At 71.0% G+C, this 15,947-nt stretch carries 15 protein-coding genes; 5 read left to right on the forward strand and 10 right to left on the reverse strand.

Annotated elements, in window-relative coordinates:
- Positions 1–60: 60 nt before the first annotated feature.
- The 4 genes from ACFQ87_RS30115 to ACFQ87_RS30130 all read left to right on the forward strand — a co-directional run bounded on the left by ACFQ87_RS30115 (position 61) and on the right by ACFQ87_RS30130 (position 4,413).
- Complete coding sequence (locus ACFQ87_RS30115; protein ID WP_380614009.1) at positions 61–309, forward strand: plastocyanin/azurin family copper-binding protein; 249 nt, start codon at positions 61–63, stop codon at positions 307–309.
- Positions 306–1,259 carry a metallophosphoesterase family protein gene (locus ACFQ87_RS30120; RefSeq protein ID WP_380614010.1) on the forward strand — a complete coding sequence of 318 codons (954 nt, stop codon included), beginning with the start codon at positions 306–308 and terminating at the stop codon, positions 1,257–1,259. Before ACFQ87_RS30115 ends, ACFQ87_RS30120 begins: the two co-directional genes overlap by 4 nt.
- Entirely contained in the window at positions 1,256–2,233 is a 978-nt protein-coding gene (locus ACFQ87_RS30125; RefSeq protein WP_380614011.1) for a DUF6529 family protein, read from the forward strand. Before ACFQ87_RS30120 ends, ACFQ87_RS30125 begins: the two co-directional genes overlap by 4 nt.
- Positions 2,234–2,466: 233 nt before the next feature.
- A complete protein-coding gene (locus ACFQ87_RS30130; protein WP_380614012.1) occupies positions 2,467–4,413 on the forward strand; it encodes a potassium transporter Kup in 1,947 nt (648 codons plus the stop codon).
- A gap of 183 nt (positions 4,414–4,596) precedes the next feature.
- On the opposite strand, the gene ACFQ87_RS30135 is transcribed toward ACFQ87_RS30130, so the two are convergent.
- Together ACFQ87_RS30135 and ACFQ87_RS30140 are read right to left on the reverse strand one after the other, a co-directional pair.
- The gene (locus ACFQ87_RS30135) at positions 4,597–5,964 is read right to left on the reverse strand and encodes a hypothetical protein (protein ID WP_380614013.1); all 1,368 of its coding nucleotides are present in this window, start codon (positions 5,962–5,964) and stop codon (positions 4,597–4,599) included.
- Between the two features lie 727 nt (positions 5,965–6,691).
- Positions 6,692–7,513: an SDR family NAD(P)-dependent oxidoreductase gene (locus tag ACFQ87_RS30140; protein WP_380614014.1), complete on the reverse strand. Its 822-nt coding sequence runs from the start codon at positions 7,511–7,513 to the stop codon at positions 6,692–6,694.
- A gap of 782 nt (positions 7,514–8,295) precedes the next feature.
- On the opposite strand from ACFQ87_RS30140, the gene ACFQ87_RS30145 reads away from it, so the two are divergent.
- On the forward strand, positions 8,296–8,829 hold the full coding sequence (locus ACFQ87_RS30145) for a flavodoxin family protein (RefSeq protein WP_380614015.1): 534 nt from the start codon (positions 8,296–8,298) through the stop codon (positions 8,827–8,829).
- Between the two features lie 72 nt (positions 8,830–8,901).
- Here ACFQ87_RS30145 and ACFQ87_RS30150 read toward each other — a convergent pair whose 3' ends face one another.
- From ACFQ87_RS30150 to ACFQ87_RS30185, 8 genes are all read right to left on the reverse strand, one after another.
- Positions 8,902–9,426: a hypothetical protein gene (locus tag ACFQ87_RS30150; RefSeq protein ID WP_380614016.1), complete on the reverse strand. Its 525-nt coding sequence runs from the start codon at positions 9,424–9,426 to the stop codon at positions 8,902–8,904.
- Positions 9,427–9,499: 73 nt separating this feature from the next.
- Positions 9,500–10,171 (reverse strand): hypothetical protein, encoded by a 672-nt coding sequence (locus ACFQ87_RS30155; protein WP_380614017.1) that lies wholly within the window; start codon positions 10,169–10,171, stop codon positions 9,500–9,502.
- A 63-nt stretch (positions 10,172–10,234) separates the two neighbouring features.
- A complete protein-coding gene (locus ACFQ87_RS30160; RefSeq protein WP_380614018.1) occupies positions 10,235–12,133 on the reverse strand; it encodes a glycoside hydrolase family 15 protein in 1,899 nt (632 codons plus the stop codon).
- A gap of 14 nt (positions 12,134–12,147) precedes the next feature.
- The gene (locus tag ACFQ87_RS30165) at positions 12,148–12,282 is read right to left on the reverse strand and encodes a hypothetical protein (RefSeq protein ID WP_380614019.1); all 135 of its coding nucleotides are present in this window, start codon (positions 12,280–12,282) and stop codon (positions 12,148–12,150) included.
- Between the two features lie 79 nt (positions 12,283–12,361).
- Positions 12,362–13,594, reverse strand: coding sequence for a cytochrome P450 (locus ACFQ87_RS30170; RefSeq protein WP_380614020.1), 1,233 nt, complete (start codon positions 13,592–13,594; stop codon positions 12,362–12,364).
- Positions 13,595–13,623: 29 nt separating this feature from the next.
- Complete coding sequence (locus ACFQ87_RS30175) at positions 13,624–15,024, reverse strand: NAD(P)/FAD-dependent oxidoreductase (protein WP_380614021.1); 1,401 nt, start codon at positions 15,022–15,024, stop codon at positions 13,624–13,626.
- A 1-nt stretch (position 15,025) separates the two neighbouring features.
- A complete protein-coding gene (locus ACFQ87_RS30180; protein ID WP_380614022.1) occupies positions 15,026–15,244 on the reverse strand; it encodes a ferredoxin in 219 nt (72 codons plus the stop codon).
- A gap of 208 nt (positions 15,245–15,452) precedes the next feature.
- Complete coding sequence (locus tag ACFQ87_RS30185) at positions 15,453–15,680, reverse strand: hypothetical protein (protein ID WP_380614023.1); 228 nt, start codon at positions 15,678–15,680, stop codon at positions 15,453–15,455.
- Between the last annotated feature and the right edge of the window lie 267 nt (positions 15,681–15,947).

The following is a 15,947-nucleotide window of genomic DNA, read 5'->3' on the forward strand; positions in this document are numbered from 1 at the left end:
AGCACGTCCTCGACCTCACCTGCCGGCGGCCAGCCGTCCGCTCCAGCGGCTGCCAACGCCGTGACGATCAAGAACTTCGCGTTCTCCCCGCCCACGCTGACGGTCAAGGCGGGTACGAAGGTGACCTGGACCAACACCGACCCTGACGCCCACACCGTCACCAGCAAAGCGGGATCGGGCGGGCCACTGCAGTCGGCAGCCCTGGCCGCCAACGACACCTACAGCTACACGTTCACCCAACCCGGCACCTACCCCTACTTCTGCAGCATCCACCCGTACATGACCGCCACCGTGGAGGTGACACCATGACCGAGGACACACAGGACTCCGACGGCGGCGGCGAGCACGGCATGACCCGCCGCCAGCTCATGCGGCACTCCGCCTGGTTCGGTGGTGCCGTCGTCCTGACAGTCGTCGCGGGAGAGGTGATCAGTCACATCCCCGGATCGGCGAACGCGGCACCGGCAAGCAGCGCGGACCTGCATTTCGTGCAGATCTCCGACAGCCACATCGGCTTCCAGGGCCCGGCCAACATGGACGTCACCGGGACGTTCGCCGCAGCGATCAACCAGGTCAACTCCCTCGGGTTCAGGCCCGACTTCGTCATGCACAGCGGCGACCTGACGCACCTCTCCACCCCCGCCCAGTTCGACCAGGTCAAGCAGATGCTGTCGCAACTGGACACGGACCGGGTCTTCACCGTGCCGGGCGAGCACGACTCGATCGGGGACAACGGACCACGCGCCTACCGACAGACCTTCGGCCAGAACACCGTCGGCGACGGCTGGTACAGCTTCGACACCCACGGTGTGCACTTCATCGCGCTGGTCAACACACTGCACCTGGAGCAACTCGGCCACCTCGGCAACGACCAGATCGACTTCGTGCGCAAGGACATCGCCAATCTGTCGTCGGACACCCCCATCGTCATCTTCAGTCACATCCCGTTGTTCGCGATGTATCCGACGTGGGGCTGGGGCACCGACGACGCGGTACAGCTGCTGTCGATGTTTCGCCGCTTCTCCTCGGTCACGTGCCTCAACGGGCACGTCCACCAGCTGTTCAGCAAGACCGAGGGCAACATCACCTTCCACTCGGCCCGCCCCACCTGCTACCCGTTCCCCAAACCCGGCGAGGGCCCCGCCCCACTTCCAGTGGTGCTGCCCGCCGGACGCCTCAAGGACGCGATCGGCGTCCGCACCGTCAACTACTGGCAGGGCAGCCACACACTGGCCGTCAAGGACGAGAAGCTCGCATGAACACCCGGAGCCTGCCCGCCCTCGCCCTGCGCCTGGCGCTCGCCGCCACCCTCGCGGCGAGCGGATACATCCACGCCCAGCTCTACATCGACGGATACCGCCTCGTCCACATCATCGGCCCGCTGTTCCTGCTACAGGCCAGCACCGCCTTCGCGGTGGCCGCACTCCTCCTACTCACGGCACCCCTGCTGCTACGGATCGCCGCCGCCACGATCGCCGTCTGCACCCTCATCGCCTTCGCCGCATCCCGCACCACCGGATTGTTCGGCTTCTCCGAAAACGGCCTGCACCCCTCCCCGCAAGCCCCGCTCAGCCTCGTCGCCGAGGCCCTCACCCTGCTGGTCCTCGCGGCCTGGCAGCCCTCGCTGGCGGCGGCGGCGAGATCGAGAGCGGCGGCGGCCGAGCCCGGAGAGGGCCTCGCTCCCCCCACCGGCCGCCGACGGCTCCATGACGTCCTGTGGCTTCTCCTGCCCGTAGCGGTGGTGGCCGGCCTCTTCTGGTACGGCCGGGTACACACCCCCGACTACGAGACCAGCCTCTTCGGGAATCGCGGCGTCGACGCACAACAACTGAAAGCCCAACTGGGATCGGCGCTCCTGGGCCTGGCGCTGGTCCAGCTGCTCCTCGCCCTGTGGATCTACGGCCGCCTGCCCGCGCTGAAAGCCGCACCGCACCGGGTCCACACCACGCACCGCCTCATCGGTCTGATCGCCTTCCTCCTCTCCCTGCCCATCGCCCGGCACTGCATCACCGCCTACGGCGTCCAGTTCACCGACGCCCGTGTGACGCTGCACTCGCTCACCGGATGCTTCCTCTACGGGGCCTTCGTCGCCAAGGTCATCGTGGTCCGGCACCGCCGCTGGCCCGGCTGGGCACTCCCACTGGCCGGCGGTGTCCTCGTCACCTCGATCGCCCTGATCTGGTACGCCGCCCCCCTCTGGTACCTGAACGGCTTCCACGCACCCGGCTTGTGAGGAGGGTCGCCCGCCCGGCCATGGCGTCGATCACCGCGTCGGCGTGAGCCGACCCGCGGGGTCAATACCCCGCCAAGGAGACGGGAAGGATGCGTCAAGGTCGCGGCCACGGGCGTCCGACTCGGCGCGTGGTCCGCGCCGACCCGCTAACGTGGGCGGCTTCTCCGTCCGAGATCCGTCCGAGGAGCACACCGCAGGACTGCGCCGGGCGCCCCGCACGGAGGAGGATCACCATGGCCGATCACGGCTCCGCATCGCGACCGCCGCAGGCACACCGTCCGGTTGCGCAGGGGACGGCGGGCCTCACGCTCGCGGTCGGGGCTCTCGGCGTGGTCTTCGGGGACATCGGAACCAGCCCGATCTACACCCTCCAGACCGTGTTCAACCCGAATGACCCGCACCCCGTCCCGGTCACCACGCAGAACGTGTACGGGGTGGTGTCGCTCGTGTTCTGGTCGGTGGTGATCATCGTCCTGGTCACCTACGTGCTGCTGGCGATGCGCGCCGACAACGACGGCGAGGGCGGCATCATGGCGCTGATCACCCTGCTACGGCAATCGGGCGCGCAGCGGGGCCGCCGGACCACCGCCGTACTGGCCGCGCTCGGCATCTTCGGCGCCTCGTTGTTCTTCGGCGACAGCATGATCACCCCGGCGATCTCGGTGCTGTCCGCGGTCGAGGGGCTCAAGGTCGTCGAGCCGTCCCTGGAGAGCGCCGTGGTACCGCTCACCGCGGCGATCATCGTGGTGCTGTTCCTGGTGCAACGCCGAGGAACCGCGGCAGTAGGCCAGGTGTTCGGACCCGTGATGATCGCCTGGTTCGTCGCCATCGGCGCGTGCGGCGCATCCGGCATCGCCGACCACCCGCAAATCCTCCGGGCGCTCTCGCCGAGCTACGCCCTGACCTTTCTGACCGGCCATTTTGGCACCGCTTTCTTCGCCCTGGCCGCGGTCGTCCTCGCGGTCACCGGCGCCGAGGCGCTCTACGCCGACATGGGCCACTTCGGCCGCCGGTCGATCACCCGCGGCTGGCTATTCCTCGTCTTCCCCGCCTGCGTCCTGAGCTACCTCGGCCAGGGCGCGCTGATCCTCGCCGATCCAGCCAACACCAGTAGCCCGTTCTTCCTGCTCGCACCCGCCTGGGGACGCTGGCCGATGGTCCTGCTCGCCACGGCGGCGACCGTGATCGCCTCCCAGGCGGTGATCACCGGCGCATACTCCGTCACCTCCCAGGCCGCCCAGCTCGGCTACCTGCCGCGAATGCGGATCGCCCACACCTCCGAGTCCACCATCGGCCAGATCTACGTTCCCTGGATCAACTGGCTGCTGATGGTCTCGGTCCTCACCCTGGTCTTCGCCTTCCGCAGTTCCACCGCCCTGGCCTTCGCGTTCGGCATGGCGGTCACCGGGACCATCACCATCTCCACCCTGCTGTTCTTCTACGTCGCCCGGGCCCGCTGGCACACGCCGGTGTGGCTGATCGCCGTCGGAGCGACCGCGCTGCTCACGGTGGACCTGCTGTTCGTGGCGGCCAACGCGACCAAGCTCCTGCACGGCGCTTGGCTGCCGCTGCTGATCGGCCTCACCGTGTTCACCGTCATGACCACCTGGCAGCGCGGCCGGGAGATCGTCACCGCGGAGCGGGAGCGACACGAAGGCCCGCTGCGCGAGTTCGTCGACCAGCTCCACAGCGGGCAGGTGCCGGCGATCCGGGTCCCCGGCACCGCCGTCTTCCTCAACCGGGGCAAGCGGACCACCCCACTGGCCATGCGTGCCAACGTCGAGCACAACCACGTCCGGCACGACCACGTGGTGATCTTGTCCATCGAGACCGAGCCCGTGCCCCGGGTCCCGGCGGACCAGCGGACCGTGGTCGACGACCTCGGTTACGCCGAGGACGGGATCATCCACGTCACCGCCCGATTCGGCTACATGGAGACACCGGACGTGCCCAGCACGCTGGCAACGCTCGACCCGGCCGAGACCGAGGGCCGACTCCGGCCCGACCAGACCTCCTACTTCCTGTCGAAGATCGAAATCCGGCGCGGGAAGACGCCGACCATGGCGCCCTGGCGCAAGCGACTGTTCGTCGCCACCTCTTACGTCACCGCCGACGCCGCCGAGTACTTCGGCCTCCCCCGCGACCGCACAGTGATCATGGGCTCGCACATCGAGGTGTAGTCGCGCCGGCCGACGAGGCGTCAGCGTCGCAGGGTCGTTGCGGTGTCGTGCACGGATGGACGGGACGACCCGGGCCGAACGGCGAGAGCCGGTCGTCAGAGGCCACCGACGACCCGGCAACCAGGACACCGACTGCGGCGGTGCCCACGGGCTGCCACGGTCCGCGGCTCGCCGCCGCCCGGCTCAGGCGAACTCGCGCAGGCGGGACCGGACTCCCAGCGCGGTCAGGGCCAGCGCCGCCGCCAGGGCTGCCGCACCGAGGCCTGCCGTGGTGGCACCGAGGTCGTCGTCGGTGGTGGCGACCGCGGTCTCGAAGGCCCGCTGGTTGATCGCCTGGGTGTCGTCGAGGGCGGCGCTGAGCGCGTCGAAGTCGGCGTTGGACTGGCCCGGGGTGAGGCCGGTGTCGAAGGTGACGGCCTCCTTGAGCTTGCCCTGGGCGTTCAGCTCGCGGATCTTCCGGTCGTCGCGCTGGTACTGCTGGAAGGCGGCGAGCACCCGCTCTGCCGCGTCCTGTTCGCCGGGGAAGGTGATGTTGCGCAGTTCGTCGCCGAGGTAGCCGCCGAAGCCCACCTGGCCGTGGTCGGCCCGGTGCCGGTCGGCCAGCGCGGCGAGCCTGTCGTTGTACGTGGCGAGGGTGGCGCCGTCGACCCGGGCGAAGAGCTGGGTCTTGTCGAGGTAGCTCTGCTCGTAGGCGGCCGCCCGGGCGGGGTCGGTGAGGTAGCGGCTCTCGTCGGCGTTGAGGTCGTAGGCCACGGCGCGGGCCCGGCTGAGGGCGATCACCGAGTCGAAGGAGTTGCTCTTCGCGACCACCAGGTGGTGGTCCGCCCGGGAGGCCAGCGTCAGCGCGGTGATCAGCCCGGCGAGGGCGAGAAGGGTGGCGGCGGCCAGCGGCACGTTCACCAGCCGCCGGAAGCGCACCGCGAGCAGTCGCTGCAGCAGCCCGAGCGCGGCCAGCGCGAGCAGCCCGAAGACCAGGATCGTCCACCACCCGCCGGCCAGGGCGTCGCGCTGGTCGCTGTAGTTGTGTTCGACGACGGACGCGTTGGCCTTGGTCACCTCGTCGACGGCCGGCAGCAGCCGCTGACGCAGCAGGTCGGTGGCCTGCCGGTAGGCCGCGAGAGCGTCCGCCGGGGGCCGGCCGGCCTGAGCGTGGGCCTGCTCCTCCAGCAACTGGGCCCGGGCCACCTGGGCCTCGTACTGGCCGAGCTCGCCGATGACGGTCTGCACGGCCCGCTGCCCGGCGGCATCACCGGCTACCGCCTCCGCGACACGCTGAAGGTCGTTGTCGGCCTGGGTGCGGCGCTGCTCGTAGGTGTCCAGGGTCTGTTTGCGCAGCGCCGTGTAGTCCGGGTCGGCGCCGAACAGCAGCAGGTTGGCCGCTTGGGCGTCCATGTCGTTGAGCGCGAAGTAGAGGTCGGCCGAGCGCACCACCTGGGGGGCGGCCTGGTGTCCGATCACGTCCGTGCCGTCCCGGGCGCCACCCAGCACACTGCCGGTCACCGCGCCGGCGGCGAGCAGCGCCGCCAGGCAGACCCCGGTGAGCGCGCGCACCAGATGTGGGGTGTTCCACCAGGCCCGGCTGCGCCAGGAGCGCGCGGGCCGGTGTTGGGGGGCGCGCGGTGCGGGGAGTGGTGCGACTGTCTCCGGTCGCGCCTTCTCCGACACGACCGTCTTCTCTTCGGCACTCGTACCACCCGACGTACCCGCTGGCATCGCCGCGCGCCCCCTCCCCCTGTTTCACTGGCCGCCGAACCTGCCCCGGAGGAACCCGCCGGGGTCGGGATTCGGCAAACGGGTCGCCGTCAGGCCCCACGCCCGGGCGGCGAACCGTTTCCTCGCAGATCACACTAGGTTCGGTCGACGATCCATCCGTCCGCCCTGACGCTCCCTTGACGTGCCCGGCGGTCGTATTGACGCGGTATTGGCGCCGGGGCATGGCTGGAATCGACAGCCGATCCCGGGCTCGGTGATCAGTCGGCGCGGCCGGGCGGGTCCCCGAACGTCTCGGTCCGCGCAGAAACCGCCCCCGGCCCTCATCCACCGGTCGACGTCGGACGTGCCTCGGCCCCCGAGGCCCACCCGTCCGCACAGCCGGACGGCGGGCCTCAGGGGCCGAGGGGTGCACCTGGTGCCGGTGGCACGTGGCACGTGGTGGGTCCACGGGGTCAGCTCTGCCCGACCTTGCGGCCGTGGTTCGCCTTCTTCTTCCGCCGGGCCTTCTTCTTGCGGGCGCGCTTGGACATCGTGCTCTTTCTCGTGATCGTCGGGTTGGTGGGGTTCAGACGGCCTGGCCGACCAGCTGGTCGGCGAGCTTGGCCAGCCGCTTCACCGAGCGCACTTCCTGGACCGCCGCCGCGGTCGGCGCGACGACGGCACCGTCGAAGTAGGCGCCGTTGGCGACGACCGTCTCAGGCAGGCAGAGGCGGACGACCGCCGCCGCGCCCTCCGCCGCCGGCGCGCCGACCCGCCCGTACAGCGGCAGCAGCGCGGTGTCGCACAGGCCCGGGTTGAGGCTGACGGCGGTGATGCCGGAGCCGTCCGGGGCCATCTCGGCGGTCGCCATGGTCAGCGCCAGCTGCGACTGGGCGTACGCGGCGACCCGCGAGTACTTCTTCACCCGGTGCGGATCCGACCAGTTCATCGAGGCGGTGCGGTGCAGGGACGACGACACGTTGACGATCCGGGCGTCGCCCGCCGCCGAGAGCGGGGCGCGCAGCAGCTTCGCCAGCAGGTGCGCGGCCAGGAAGTTGACCTGCAGGGAGACCTCGTTGCCGTCGTCGGTGAGGGTGCAGCGCTCGGGCGCCATCACGGCGGCGTTGTTCACCAGCAGGTCCAGCGCCGGGTAGTGCTTGACCACCGTGCCGGCCAGCACCGCGACCTCCGAGAGCTTGGTGAAGTCGGCTGCCAGTTCCACGAGTTGGTCCCGCCTGGCACCCGCGTCGACCAGTCGGGCGACGGCCGCCTCGCCCTCGGCGGTGGTCCGGGCGTGCACCAGCACGGTGGCACCGTGCCCGGCGAGCAGCCGGGCGGTCTCCCAGCCGATGCCGGAGGAGGCGCCGGTGACCAGGGCGGTCCGGGCGGACAGAACAGCGTCGGACATGACCCATCCAAGGGTGGAAGGCGCCGGCGGGGTGCGGAGGCAGCGCGGCGCGAAGCCGCTCACCTCCGGGGCCGCCGGCGCGAGAAAGGTGTGAGGCGATGAGAGCTCTCGCCCGTCCCCTGCCCTCGGAGCCGGTTGGGGCGGGGGACGGGCGAGCGGTGATCAGCGCGGGCACGACGAACGGAGCCGCGCCCGCGCACACGGCCGGTGACCGGCGGGAAGGAGCTCGGTCCTACCGGACGGCAGTGGCGACCGCGACAGCGACGATCCGCGGCCGACTATGCGGCGGGCGGTCGTGGTGGCGTGTCGAGCGGTGCATGTCCCTCATCAAAGCCTGTCCGGATGTCCGGGGCAAGCTCGTTCACCCTCCCTGACGAACCCCTGACGCACAGTCGACGCATCGTTGCTGTTCCGCTCTCAACCACCCTTGGGTTTCCGGCAGTCGCCAATGTTTCGTCAGCAAGGACCCTGCCGCCGCCAGGCTTTCGTCAAGGAGCCGACGCACGGTCGTCGCGGTCTGCCGTACTGGACGGATGTCCGTCACAAGCCTTCCCGCCGGTACCTGGACCCGGACGTCCTGCGGAAGATCCCCGCCGTCTTACGAGGGCCAGACCGTGGAGCCGGAGACCCGGCGCTTCCACCTCTGACGCGCACGGCGACGGTGTCCACCTCTGGGAGGTCCTCGCCCATGACAAGGCCCGGCCCGGCCCGGCTCGGCCCGAACGGCCCACGTCCGGGCCACCCCCGTCGTGCGAGCCTGGTGGTGACGAAAGGCGGACACCATGCACACCGTGATCGTGTACGAGAGCATGTACGGCAACACCCGCGAGATCGCCGAAGCCATCGCCGAGGGAGTCCACGAGGCGGCCCCCTCCGCGTCCGTCGAGTGCCTCCCGCTGACCCAGGCCGACAACGACGTGACCCGGTCCGCGGACCTGCTGGTGGTCGGCGGACCGACCCACATGCACGGTATGTCCTCCGGGCTCAGCCGCTTGGTGGCCGTCGCGGCCGAGAACCACAGGGAAGGCCACGAGGACGCCACCGCCGAGGCCCAGGCGACCGCCGAGGGGCCGGGCCTGCGCTCCTGGTTCCACAGCCTCCCGAAGACCGAACCCGGCACCTACGCCGCCGCGTTCGACACCCGGGGCGCAGCACCCGGATCCGGCGGCGCCGCCAAGGGCATCGCCCAGCGGCTGTCCCGCCACAACTACGACGTGGTCGCCGGGCCCGAGGGCTTCATCGTCGAGGGCACCGACGGCCCGCTGCGCGCCGGTGAGCTCGACCGCGCCCGCGCCTGGGGCGCCGCCCTGGTCTGACCCGCCGCGTTCGACGACCAACCCGGCCGGCCCGGCCGAGCACCGGAACCTGCTGTACGGCCAGGGCGGCTGTCAGTGCTGGAGCACGGCCTTGACCACCACGATGACCAGCCCGAGCAGCAGGTTGACGACACCGGCGGCCACCACCCGGTGCAACGGGGTGCCGGCCCGGACGAGCACGGCACTGGCCCAGCCGACCTGCTCGGCCACGGCGACACCGAGGGCCAGCCATGCCGTGCCCGCGAACTCCAGCCCGAGAAGCGGACTGATCGCCACGGCAGCGGCCGGAGGGACTGCCGCCACCAGGATCGGCCGCTCGGCGGCGCAGACCCGCGAGATCTCCGTCCGGGTCAGGGCCCGGTGGGCCATCGACTCCCCCACCAGGTGGGCATAGACGTGCGTGGCCCAGAAGACCACGCCGGTGGCGAGCAGCAGCACCACGAGCTCGATCCGCGGGAACGGGCTGCCGAGCGTTCCGGCCCCGGCCACCACCGAGGCTGCCAGGAGCGAGCCGTAGACGGCGCCGGCATAGTTGGTCCGAGCCGATTCCGGCGGCACCGGGGCGTCCGGTTCCCCTTCGGGGGTGCGGCGGGTCACGCATCACCCCCGACGGGTGACAGGGAACCGGTGATATCCGCAGGCTGCCGCTCAGCCACCGAGCTGCCGCGTGTCACGATGCGTGGGTCTCCGCTCGTTGCGGACGGAAGTTGACCGCCAGGATGTAGCAGCTGAGGGCCAGGATCCAGAGCGGGAAAGCGAGCACGAACCAGGCGGCACTGCTGACGACGAAGAGCAGCCCCAGGGCGACGAGGTACCCGAGCCAGACGAGCCAGCGCGGGAAGATGCCGAGGTGGTGCCCGATCGTCGTGGTCGACATGGTGAAGACGGCGGCCATCCGCGTGGCGTAGCCGGAGAGCAGTTTGAGGACGGCGCTGCGGTCGTGCTCCCACAGCTGGAGCACGACCGGGTGGGTGTTGTCCGCCTCGGTCAGGATGCCGAACGCGGTCGCGGCGATCACGAACAGCACGCCGACGAACAGGAACCCGCCGCCCAGGAAGAGCGTGGCGAAGAACCTGTCCTCGGCCGGTCCGATGTAGTCCCGTGTCGCCCCCATGAACCACAGGAAGAAGATCCCGGCGAACGGCAGCATGTCCAGGGCCGCCTTCAGGGCGTCCCGGTGGGAGGAGTCGCCGAGCCAGGCCGCCGCATCGGCGGCATCGGTCGGAAGCGCAATGCGGACCAGGAGGATGGCCGCGGCCAGCAGCAGGGCGGAGAGGACGCCCGCCGCTCCGGCGGCGCGGGGTGTCCGCAGGGCGGCTCCCGGCAGTCCGTCAGGTTGCATGATCCTCATGCTGCGGCGCGGTGGGACGACGGTGGCGGTCCGCCACGACGGCACAACCGACGATCACCCCGATGGCTGCCCGGCGAGCGCGGCGAGAAGCTCTCCGACCTCGCCCCCGGATTTCGCGTATGCCAGGTTCAGCGCTGCGGCGATCACGCCGAGGTGGCTGAAGCCCTGCGGGAAGTTGCCGAGTTGCTCGCCGGTGGCGGGGTCGATCTCCTCGGCCAGCAGCCCGAGGTCGTTCGCGCAGCCGAGGACGCGGTCGAGGTACTGCTCGGCCGCCTCGGTGCGTCCGGCTCGGGCGAGGGCGCTGGCCAGCCAGAGCGTGCAGAACACGAACGAACCCTCCTCGCCCGACAGGCCGTCCTCGGCGAGGTAGCGGTGGACATGGCCGTTGCGCGTGAGTTCGGCTTCGATCCGGTCGATGGTGGCGAGGACGCGGGTGTCGTCGGGGGGCAGGAATCCACGCAGGCCCACCTGGAGCGCCGCCGCATCGAGCTCCGGGTGGTCGAACGCCTGGACGAACGCGCCGGTCTTCGGATCCACCCCGCGCGTCTCCAGGGCGGTACGCATCTCCGCGCGAGCACGCACCCAGCGTTCCCGCAGATCCCCGTCCGGAGCCAGGTCGGGGAACACGTCGAGCATGCGGATGCCGCAGTCGACACCGGCCCACGCCATGAGTTTGGAGAAGACGAAGTGCCGCCGCCCGCCGCGGATCTCCCAGATGCCCTCGTCCGGTTCCTGCCAGCGCCGGATGTTCAGCTCCACCACGTTGCGCAGGAATCGGAGGAAGGGGGCGCCCTCGTACATGACCGCCGCTCCGCCGCGCAGCCGCACGATGAGGTACGTCGCCGTGAGCAGTTCGCCGTAGGTGTCGAGCTGCACCTGGTTCCAGGCTCCGTTCCCGACCCGCACCGGGCGCGAGCCCCGGTAGCCCTCCAGGTGGTCGAGCGTGACCTCGTGCAACAGCCGCTCCCCGTGGATGCCGTACATGATCTGCAGGTCCTCGGCCCGGCCGGAGGTGGAGCGCAGCAGCCATTCGCCGAAGTGCAGGGCCTCCTCCGAGTACCCGATATTGCCGAGGGTCGCGAGCATCGCGACCGAGTCGCGCAGCCAGGCGTAGCGGTAGTCCCAGTTGCGTTCACCGCCGATCCCCTCGGGCAGTGAGGTGGTGGGCGCGGCGACCAGCGCACCGGTCTCGTCGTAGATGAGGCCCTTGAGGACCAGCGCGCTGCGCACCACGGCCTCCCGGTACGGCCCCTGGTAGGTGCAGCGGGCGGCCCAGTGGGTCCAGAAGGCGATCGTCTCCGCCAGCCGTCCGGTCAGCTCGGTTTCCGAGAACCGCCGGACGGTCAGCCCTCCGGCCTGCGCGTAGGTGAGTGCGACATGGCGCACCTGGCCCTCGGTCACCGTCGCCCGGGCCGTGCATTCCCCGGTCGGTGTGAGGTGCAGCGGCGCCAGCCCGCTCTGCAGCAGGAGCGAGTCCGGGCCGCCGGTGACCACGACCAGGTCCTCACCGGACGCCTCCATGTACGGGGTGGTCATCCCGTACTCGAGCCTCGGCGCGAACTCCAGGCCGAGCTCGACGGTGCCGGCTTCGCCGCGCACCCGGCGCAGCAGCAGGTTGCCCGGGGGGCGGCGCTCCGGGTGGCCGGGGCGGGTGAGGTCCTCCCGTACCGGCAGGCAGTCCGTCACCGTGACGGCACCGGTGGCGGTCTCGAAGCGGGTCTCCAGCACATTGGTGTCCGGCAGGTAGCGCCGGGTGGTGGTGAAATCCGCGACCGGGGCGATGCGGAAGTACCCGCCCCGGTCCCGGTCCAGGATCCGGGCGAACACGGAACGCCCGTCGAACCGGTGGAAACACGCCCACTCCACGGACGCGTCCCGGCTCACCAGCGCCACCGAGTGGCAGTCACTCAGGAAGGCGTAGTCGGAGATCGGCGGGTACCTCGTCTCGCCCATGTCGCTCAGCTCCCTCAGGGCACGAAGTCGAGGACCGCTTCGACGTCGCCGGGCGTCCGTTCGAACGCCCGGGCCACGTCGCCCGGGGCGACCCGGCGCGTCACGAGCCTGCCGAGCCAGGACCGGTCCGCCGCCTCGCAGCTGACCATCGGACGAGCCGCCCCGTCCGCTACGTCCGATGGTCAGCAGGCTGCCCGGCTACGGGATCACCCCTGCCGGGTGAACCGGTCAGCCCTGAACGCCGTCGAAGGCGACTTCCAGATGGCGAGGCCCGCGCAGCAGCGGGTTCGGCCGGTAGGGCGGCGGGTCTGCGACGAGCCGGGGATTGGTCAGCCTGCGGGCCAGCTCGGTCAGCGCGAGCTGGGCCTCCAGGCGGGCGAGGGGGGCTCCGAAGCAGCTGTGGATGCCGCTGCCGAAAGCGAGGTGCTGGATGTCCCGGCGGTCGGGGTCGAAGCGGTCGGGGTCGTCGAACCGCCGGGGGTCCCGGTTCGCCGACGCCAGGCCGAGCCAGAGGGTCGAGTTCTTGGGGATGACGGTCCCGGCGATGTCGATGTCGGCCAGCGTGACGCGCGGGGGCGCCAGGTGGACGGGGGGCTCGTAGCGCAGCAGCTCCTCGACCATCGGGACGGCGATCTCCGGTTCCTTCACCAGCCGTTCGAGGTGCTCCGGGTACCGGAGCAGGGTGAGCATCCCGTTGGTGATGAGGTTGACCGTGGTCTCGTGGCCGGCGATCAGGAGCAGGACGCTGGTGCTCATGAGCTCGATCGTGGACATCTGCCCGTCCGGGCCGTGGTCGGTGACGAGCCCGGAGAGCAGGTCGTCGCCGGGGCTGTGGCGACGGCCCTCGGCGAGTCCGGCCAGGTACCGGCCGAGCTCGATCCTGGCCTGCTGCATGGTGCGCTGCCGCTCCGGGAGATCGTCGCCCGGGGTGGGGTCGGCGCCGGCGATGACGGCGTCGGCCCAGACGCGGAAGCGGGACTCGTCCTCGCGGGGGACGCCCAGCAGCCGGCAGATCACGGTCACCGGGAACGGGTAGGCGAAGTGGTCGACGAGGTCGACCTGGTCCTTGCCCTGGAGGTCGTCGATCATGCCGGAGACGATCCCGACCAGCTCTCCCCGCATCTCGTGCACCCGCCTCGGGGTGTGCGGCGGGCCGAACGGGCGCATGGCCATGCGTCGCAGCCGGTCGTGCTCGGGCGGGTCGAGCCGGAGCATGGAGGGCGGCACGCCGGCCTCCTCCTCCACTTGGAGGCCCTTGCCGTCCTGCCCGACCAGGTTGCGGGCGTCCGAGCTGATCCGTGGGTCGTGCAACAGGCTGCGGACCTGGTAGTAGCCGCCGACCAGGTACGACCCGTCGTCCTGGCGGGCCACGGGTGTCTTGCGGAGTTCGGCGTAGAACGGGTAGGGGTCGGCGCGGTTGGCGTAGTCGGTGATCTGCTGGAGCAGGGTGCCCGGCGTCATGGAACGGTCTCCTGAGGGATGGGCGGCGGTCAGGCGCGTGCGGGGGTGAACTGGACGCGGCGTTCGCTGGGATCGTGGCCGGTGAGGGTCACGGTCGCACCGTGACTGGGCAGGGAGGGGTCCGGGAACTCGGCGGGGACCGGCCGCATCCCGCCCGGCTGCCGGTCGACGGTGACGTGGTCCGGCGGGAAGGGCGCGCGGACCTCGATCTGCTCCCGGTAGAAGTCCAGCCACTTGGCCTGGTCGAAGGCGGCCGCGGCGATGATCCGGCCCCGGTAGCCGTAGACCGCGACGAACCGGCGCTCGGCGAGCGAGCCCTGCGTGATGACGATCTCGTCGCCCATGTTGGGCACGCCCACGGACTTGATGTTGACGCCGAACTGGGAGGACCAGAAGGTCGGCACCCACAGGTGGGCCCGACGGTCCGGGCCGATACTGATCATGTTGTGCGCGGCGGTTTCGGCCTGCTCGACCGCGTTGCCCCAGTGCTCCAGCGAGAGGAACTGGTAGTCGAAGAGCGGGTGGGGCGAGCGCGCGACGTCTCCCGCGACGAACACGTCATCGGTGACGATGCCCTGGACGTCGAAGGCCCGGCAGCCCGCGTCACAGGCGATCCCCCGAGGCCCGGCGGCCAGGCCCGATCCGGCCAGCCACTCGGTGTTCCGGGTGGCGCCGAGTGCGATCACCGCGACCTCGACGTCCAGCGAGGTCCCGTCGGACAGGTGGGCGCGCCGGAGCCGGCCGCCGGAGTCGCCCTCCAGCGCCGTCACCATGATGCCCGTGCGCAGGTCCACGCCGTGCTCGCGCTGCAGGTCGGCGGCGACCGCACCGACCACCCCGCCGAGGGCGCCCACCAGCGGCGCCGCGGCACGTTCGGCGACCGTGACGTCCAGGCCCTGTTCGCGGCAGGCCGAGGCGATCTCGGAGCCGGTGAACCCGGCACCGACCACCAGCACCCGGCGCGGCCGCGCCGCCAGCCGGCGCTCCAGCCGGGCCGCGTCCTCGCTGGTGCGCACCGTGAAGACCCCGTCGAGGGCCGCTTCCGCCGGGTTGAACCAGGGCCGGGCGCGGACGCCGGTCGTGATCAGCAGGATGTCGTACTCGATCTCCTCGCCGTCCGCCAGGCGTACCCGCTTCGCCACCGGATCCAGCCCGGTGGCGGCCGTGCCGAGCCGCCACTGCGCGTTGATGTCGGTGCGCTGCGGCAGGGTGGTGCCGTCGGCGCGCGCCCGGCCGAGCAGGACCTGCTTGGACAGTGGTGGCCGGTCGTACGGAAGGTCAGGCTCGTCCCCGACCAGCGTGAGCGACCCGTTGAACCCGCCCATGCGCAGTGCCTCGGCGGCCCGCAGACCGGCCAGCGAGGCGCCGACGATGACGATCCGCCCGCCGCGCCGGAACTCCTGCACCGCTTCACGCAGGGAGGCCGGCATCTCAGGCCCCCACCCGTGTGGTCCGCGCGTGGTCCGCCTCGACCAGGATCGCCTGGACGGGACAGGCGGCCGCGGCCCGTCGCACCTGATCGCGCTGCGCCTCGGTGAAGGCGGGGTCGTACAGGAGCGCCTCCTCGCCATGCATCTCGAACACCTCCGGCGCCAGGAACGCGCACTGCGCGTAGCCCTGGCACCGGTTGAGATCAACGACAATCCTCATCCGCAGACCCTGCCCTTCAAACCGTCCGTGACGAACCGATGGCGCATCGCTACCAACAGTTGTGGCGCATTACTCCCCGGGGTGCATCGCGAGCTGACCAGATGGGGGACGGCCGCCACGCTCCGGGACCGTTCCAGGCGGCGGGCAGGGCGGTCGAGGCGCTCACAGCACTCGCGCACCGCCCGCGGTGGGCGAGCGGCCGGGCGGGTCACCGCCTGCGTCGACGGGCGAGGAAAAGTCCGGAGACCACACCGACCAGCCAGATGCCCAGCAGGGCCGCCCACAACGGCATCGTGACCACCGGGACCAGCACCCTGATGGAAGTCTCCGCCCGGTTCTCGAAGATGAAGACGAGGGCGAGGGCCGACAACACCAGTGGCGGCAGCCACCACGCCTTCGTCCGCGCCCGATCGGTCTCTGAGACACGCTTCGCCATCACCGCTCCCCTTCCACGTCGGAGGCCAAGTGCCCTGCCGCTCCATTCGAGCGAACTCGAAGGACTACGGCCTCACCCGCAGGGGGTGATCGGCGGCCTTGCCGCCGGAGCTCGTCATCAGCTCGCGCGGGTGACCGTGGCGGGTGACCATGGAGCTGTCGGACGAAGGGGGGCCGAAGCCCTCGCGCAAGGTCCGCTCGCGATGGGCGGCGGCCCCATCGGAAGTGCCTTGGTGTACCCGGCCACGCCAGGTGATCCCTATGCACG

The sequence above is a fragment of the Kitasatospora sp. NPDC056531 genome, assembly GCF_042794375.1.
In the GTDB taxonomy this organism is placed as follows: domain Bacteria; phylum Actinomycetota; class Actinomycetes; order Streptomycetales; family Streptomycetaceae; genus Kitasatospora.

Excerpts from the sequence above, each read along its gene's own strand:
- ACFQ87_RS30120 (WP_380614010.1), top strand. The coding sequence starts at position 306 with ATGACCGAGGACACACAGGACTCCGACGGCGGCGGCGAGCACGGCATG.
- ACFQ87_RS30125 (WP_380614011.1), top strand. The coding sequence starts at position 1,256 with ATGAACACCCGGAGCCTGCCCGCCCTCGCCCTGCGCCTGGCGCTCGCC.
- ACFQ87_RS30130 (WP_380614012.1), top strand. The coding sequence starts at position 2,467 with ATGGCCGATCACGGCTCCGCATCGCGACCGCCGCAGGCACACCGTCCG.
- ACFQ87_RS30140 (WP_380614014.1), bottom strand. The coding sequence starts at position 7,513 with ATGTCCGACGCTGTTCTGTCCGCCCGGACCGCCCTGGTCACCGGCGCC.
- ACFQ87_RS30145 (WP_380614015.1), top strand. The coding sequence starts at position 8,296 with ATGCACACCGTGATCGTGTACGAGAGCATGTACGGCAACACCCGCGAG.
- ACFQ87_RS30155 (WP_380614017.1), bottom strand. The coding sequence starts at position 10,171 with ATGCAACCTGACGGACTGCCGGGAGCCGCCCTGCGGACACCCCGCGCC.
- ACFQ87_RS30160 (WP_380614018.1), bottom strand. The coding sequence starts at position 12,133 with ATGGGCGAGACGAGGTACCCGCCGATCTCCGACTACGCCTTCCTGAGT.
- ACFQ87_RS30165 (WP_380614019.1), bottom strand. The coding sequence starts at position 12,282 with ATGGTCAGCTGCGAGGCGGCGGACCGGTCCTGGCTCGGCAGGCTCGTG.
- ACFQ87_RS30170 (WP_380614020.1), bottom strand. The coding sequence starts at position 13,594 with ATGACGCCGGGCACCCTGCTCCAGCAGATCACCGACTACGCCAACCGC.
- ACFQ87_RS30175 (WP_380614021.1), bottom strand. The coding sequence starts at position 15,024 with ATGCCGGCCTCCCTGCGTGAAGCGGTGCAGGAGTTCCGGCGCGGCGGG.
- ACFQ87_RS30180 (WP_380614022.1), bottom strand. The coding sequence starts at position 15,244 with ATGAGGATTGTCGTTGATCTCAACCGGTGCCAGGGCTACGCGCAGTGC.
- ACFQ87_RS30185 (WP_380614023.1), bottom strand. The coding sequence starts at position 15,680 with ATGGCGAAGCGTGTCTCAGAGACCGATCGGGCGCGGACGAAGGCGTGG.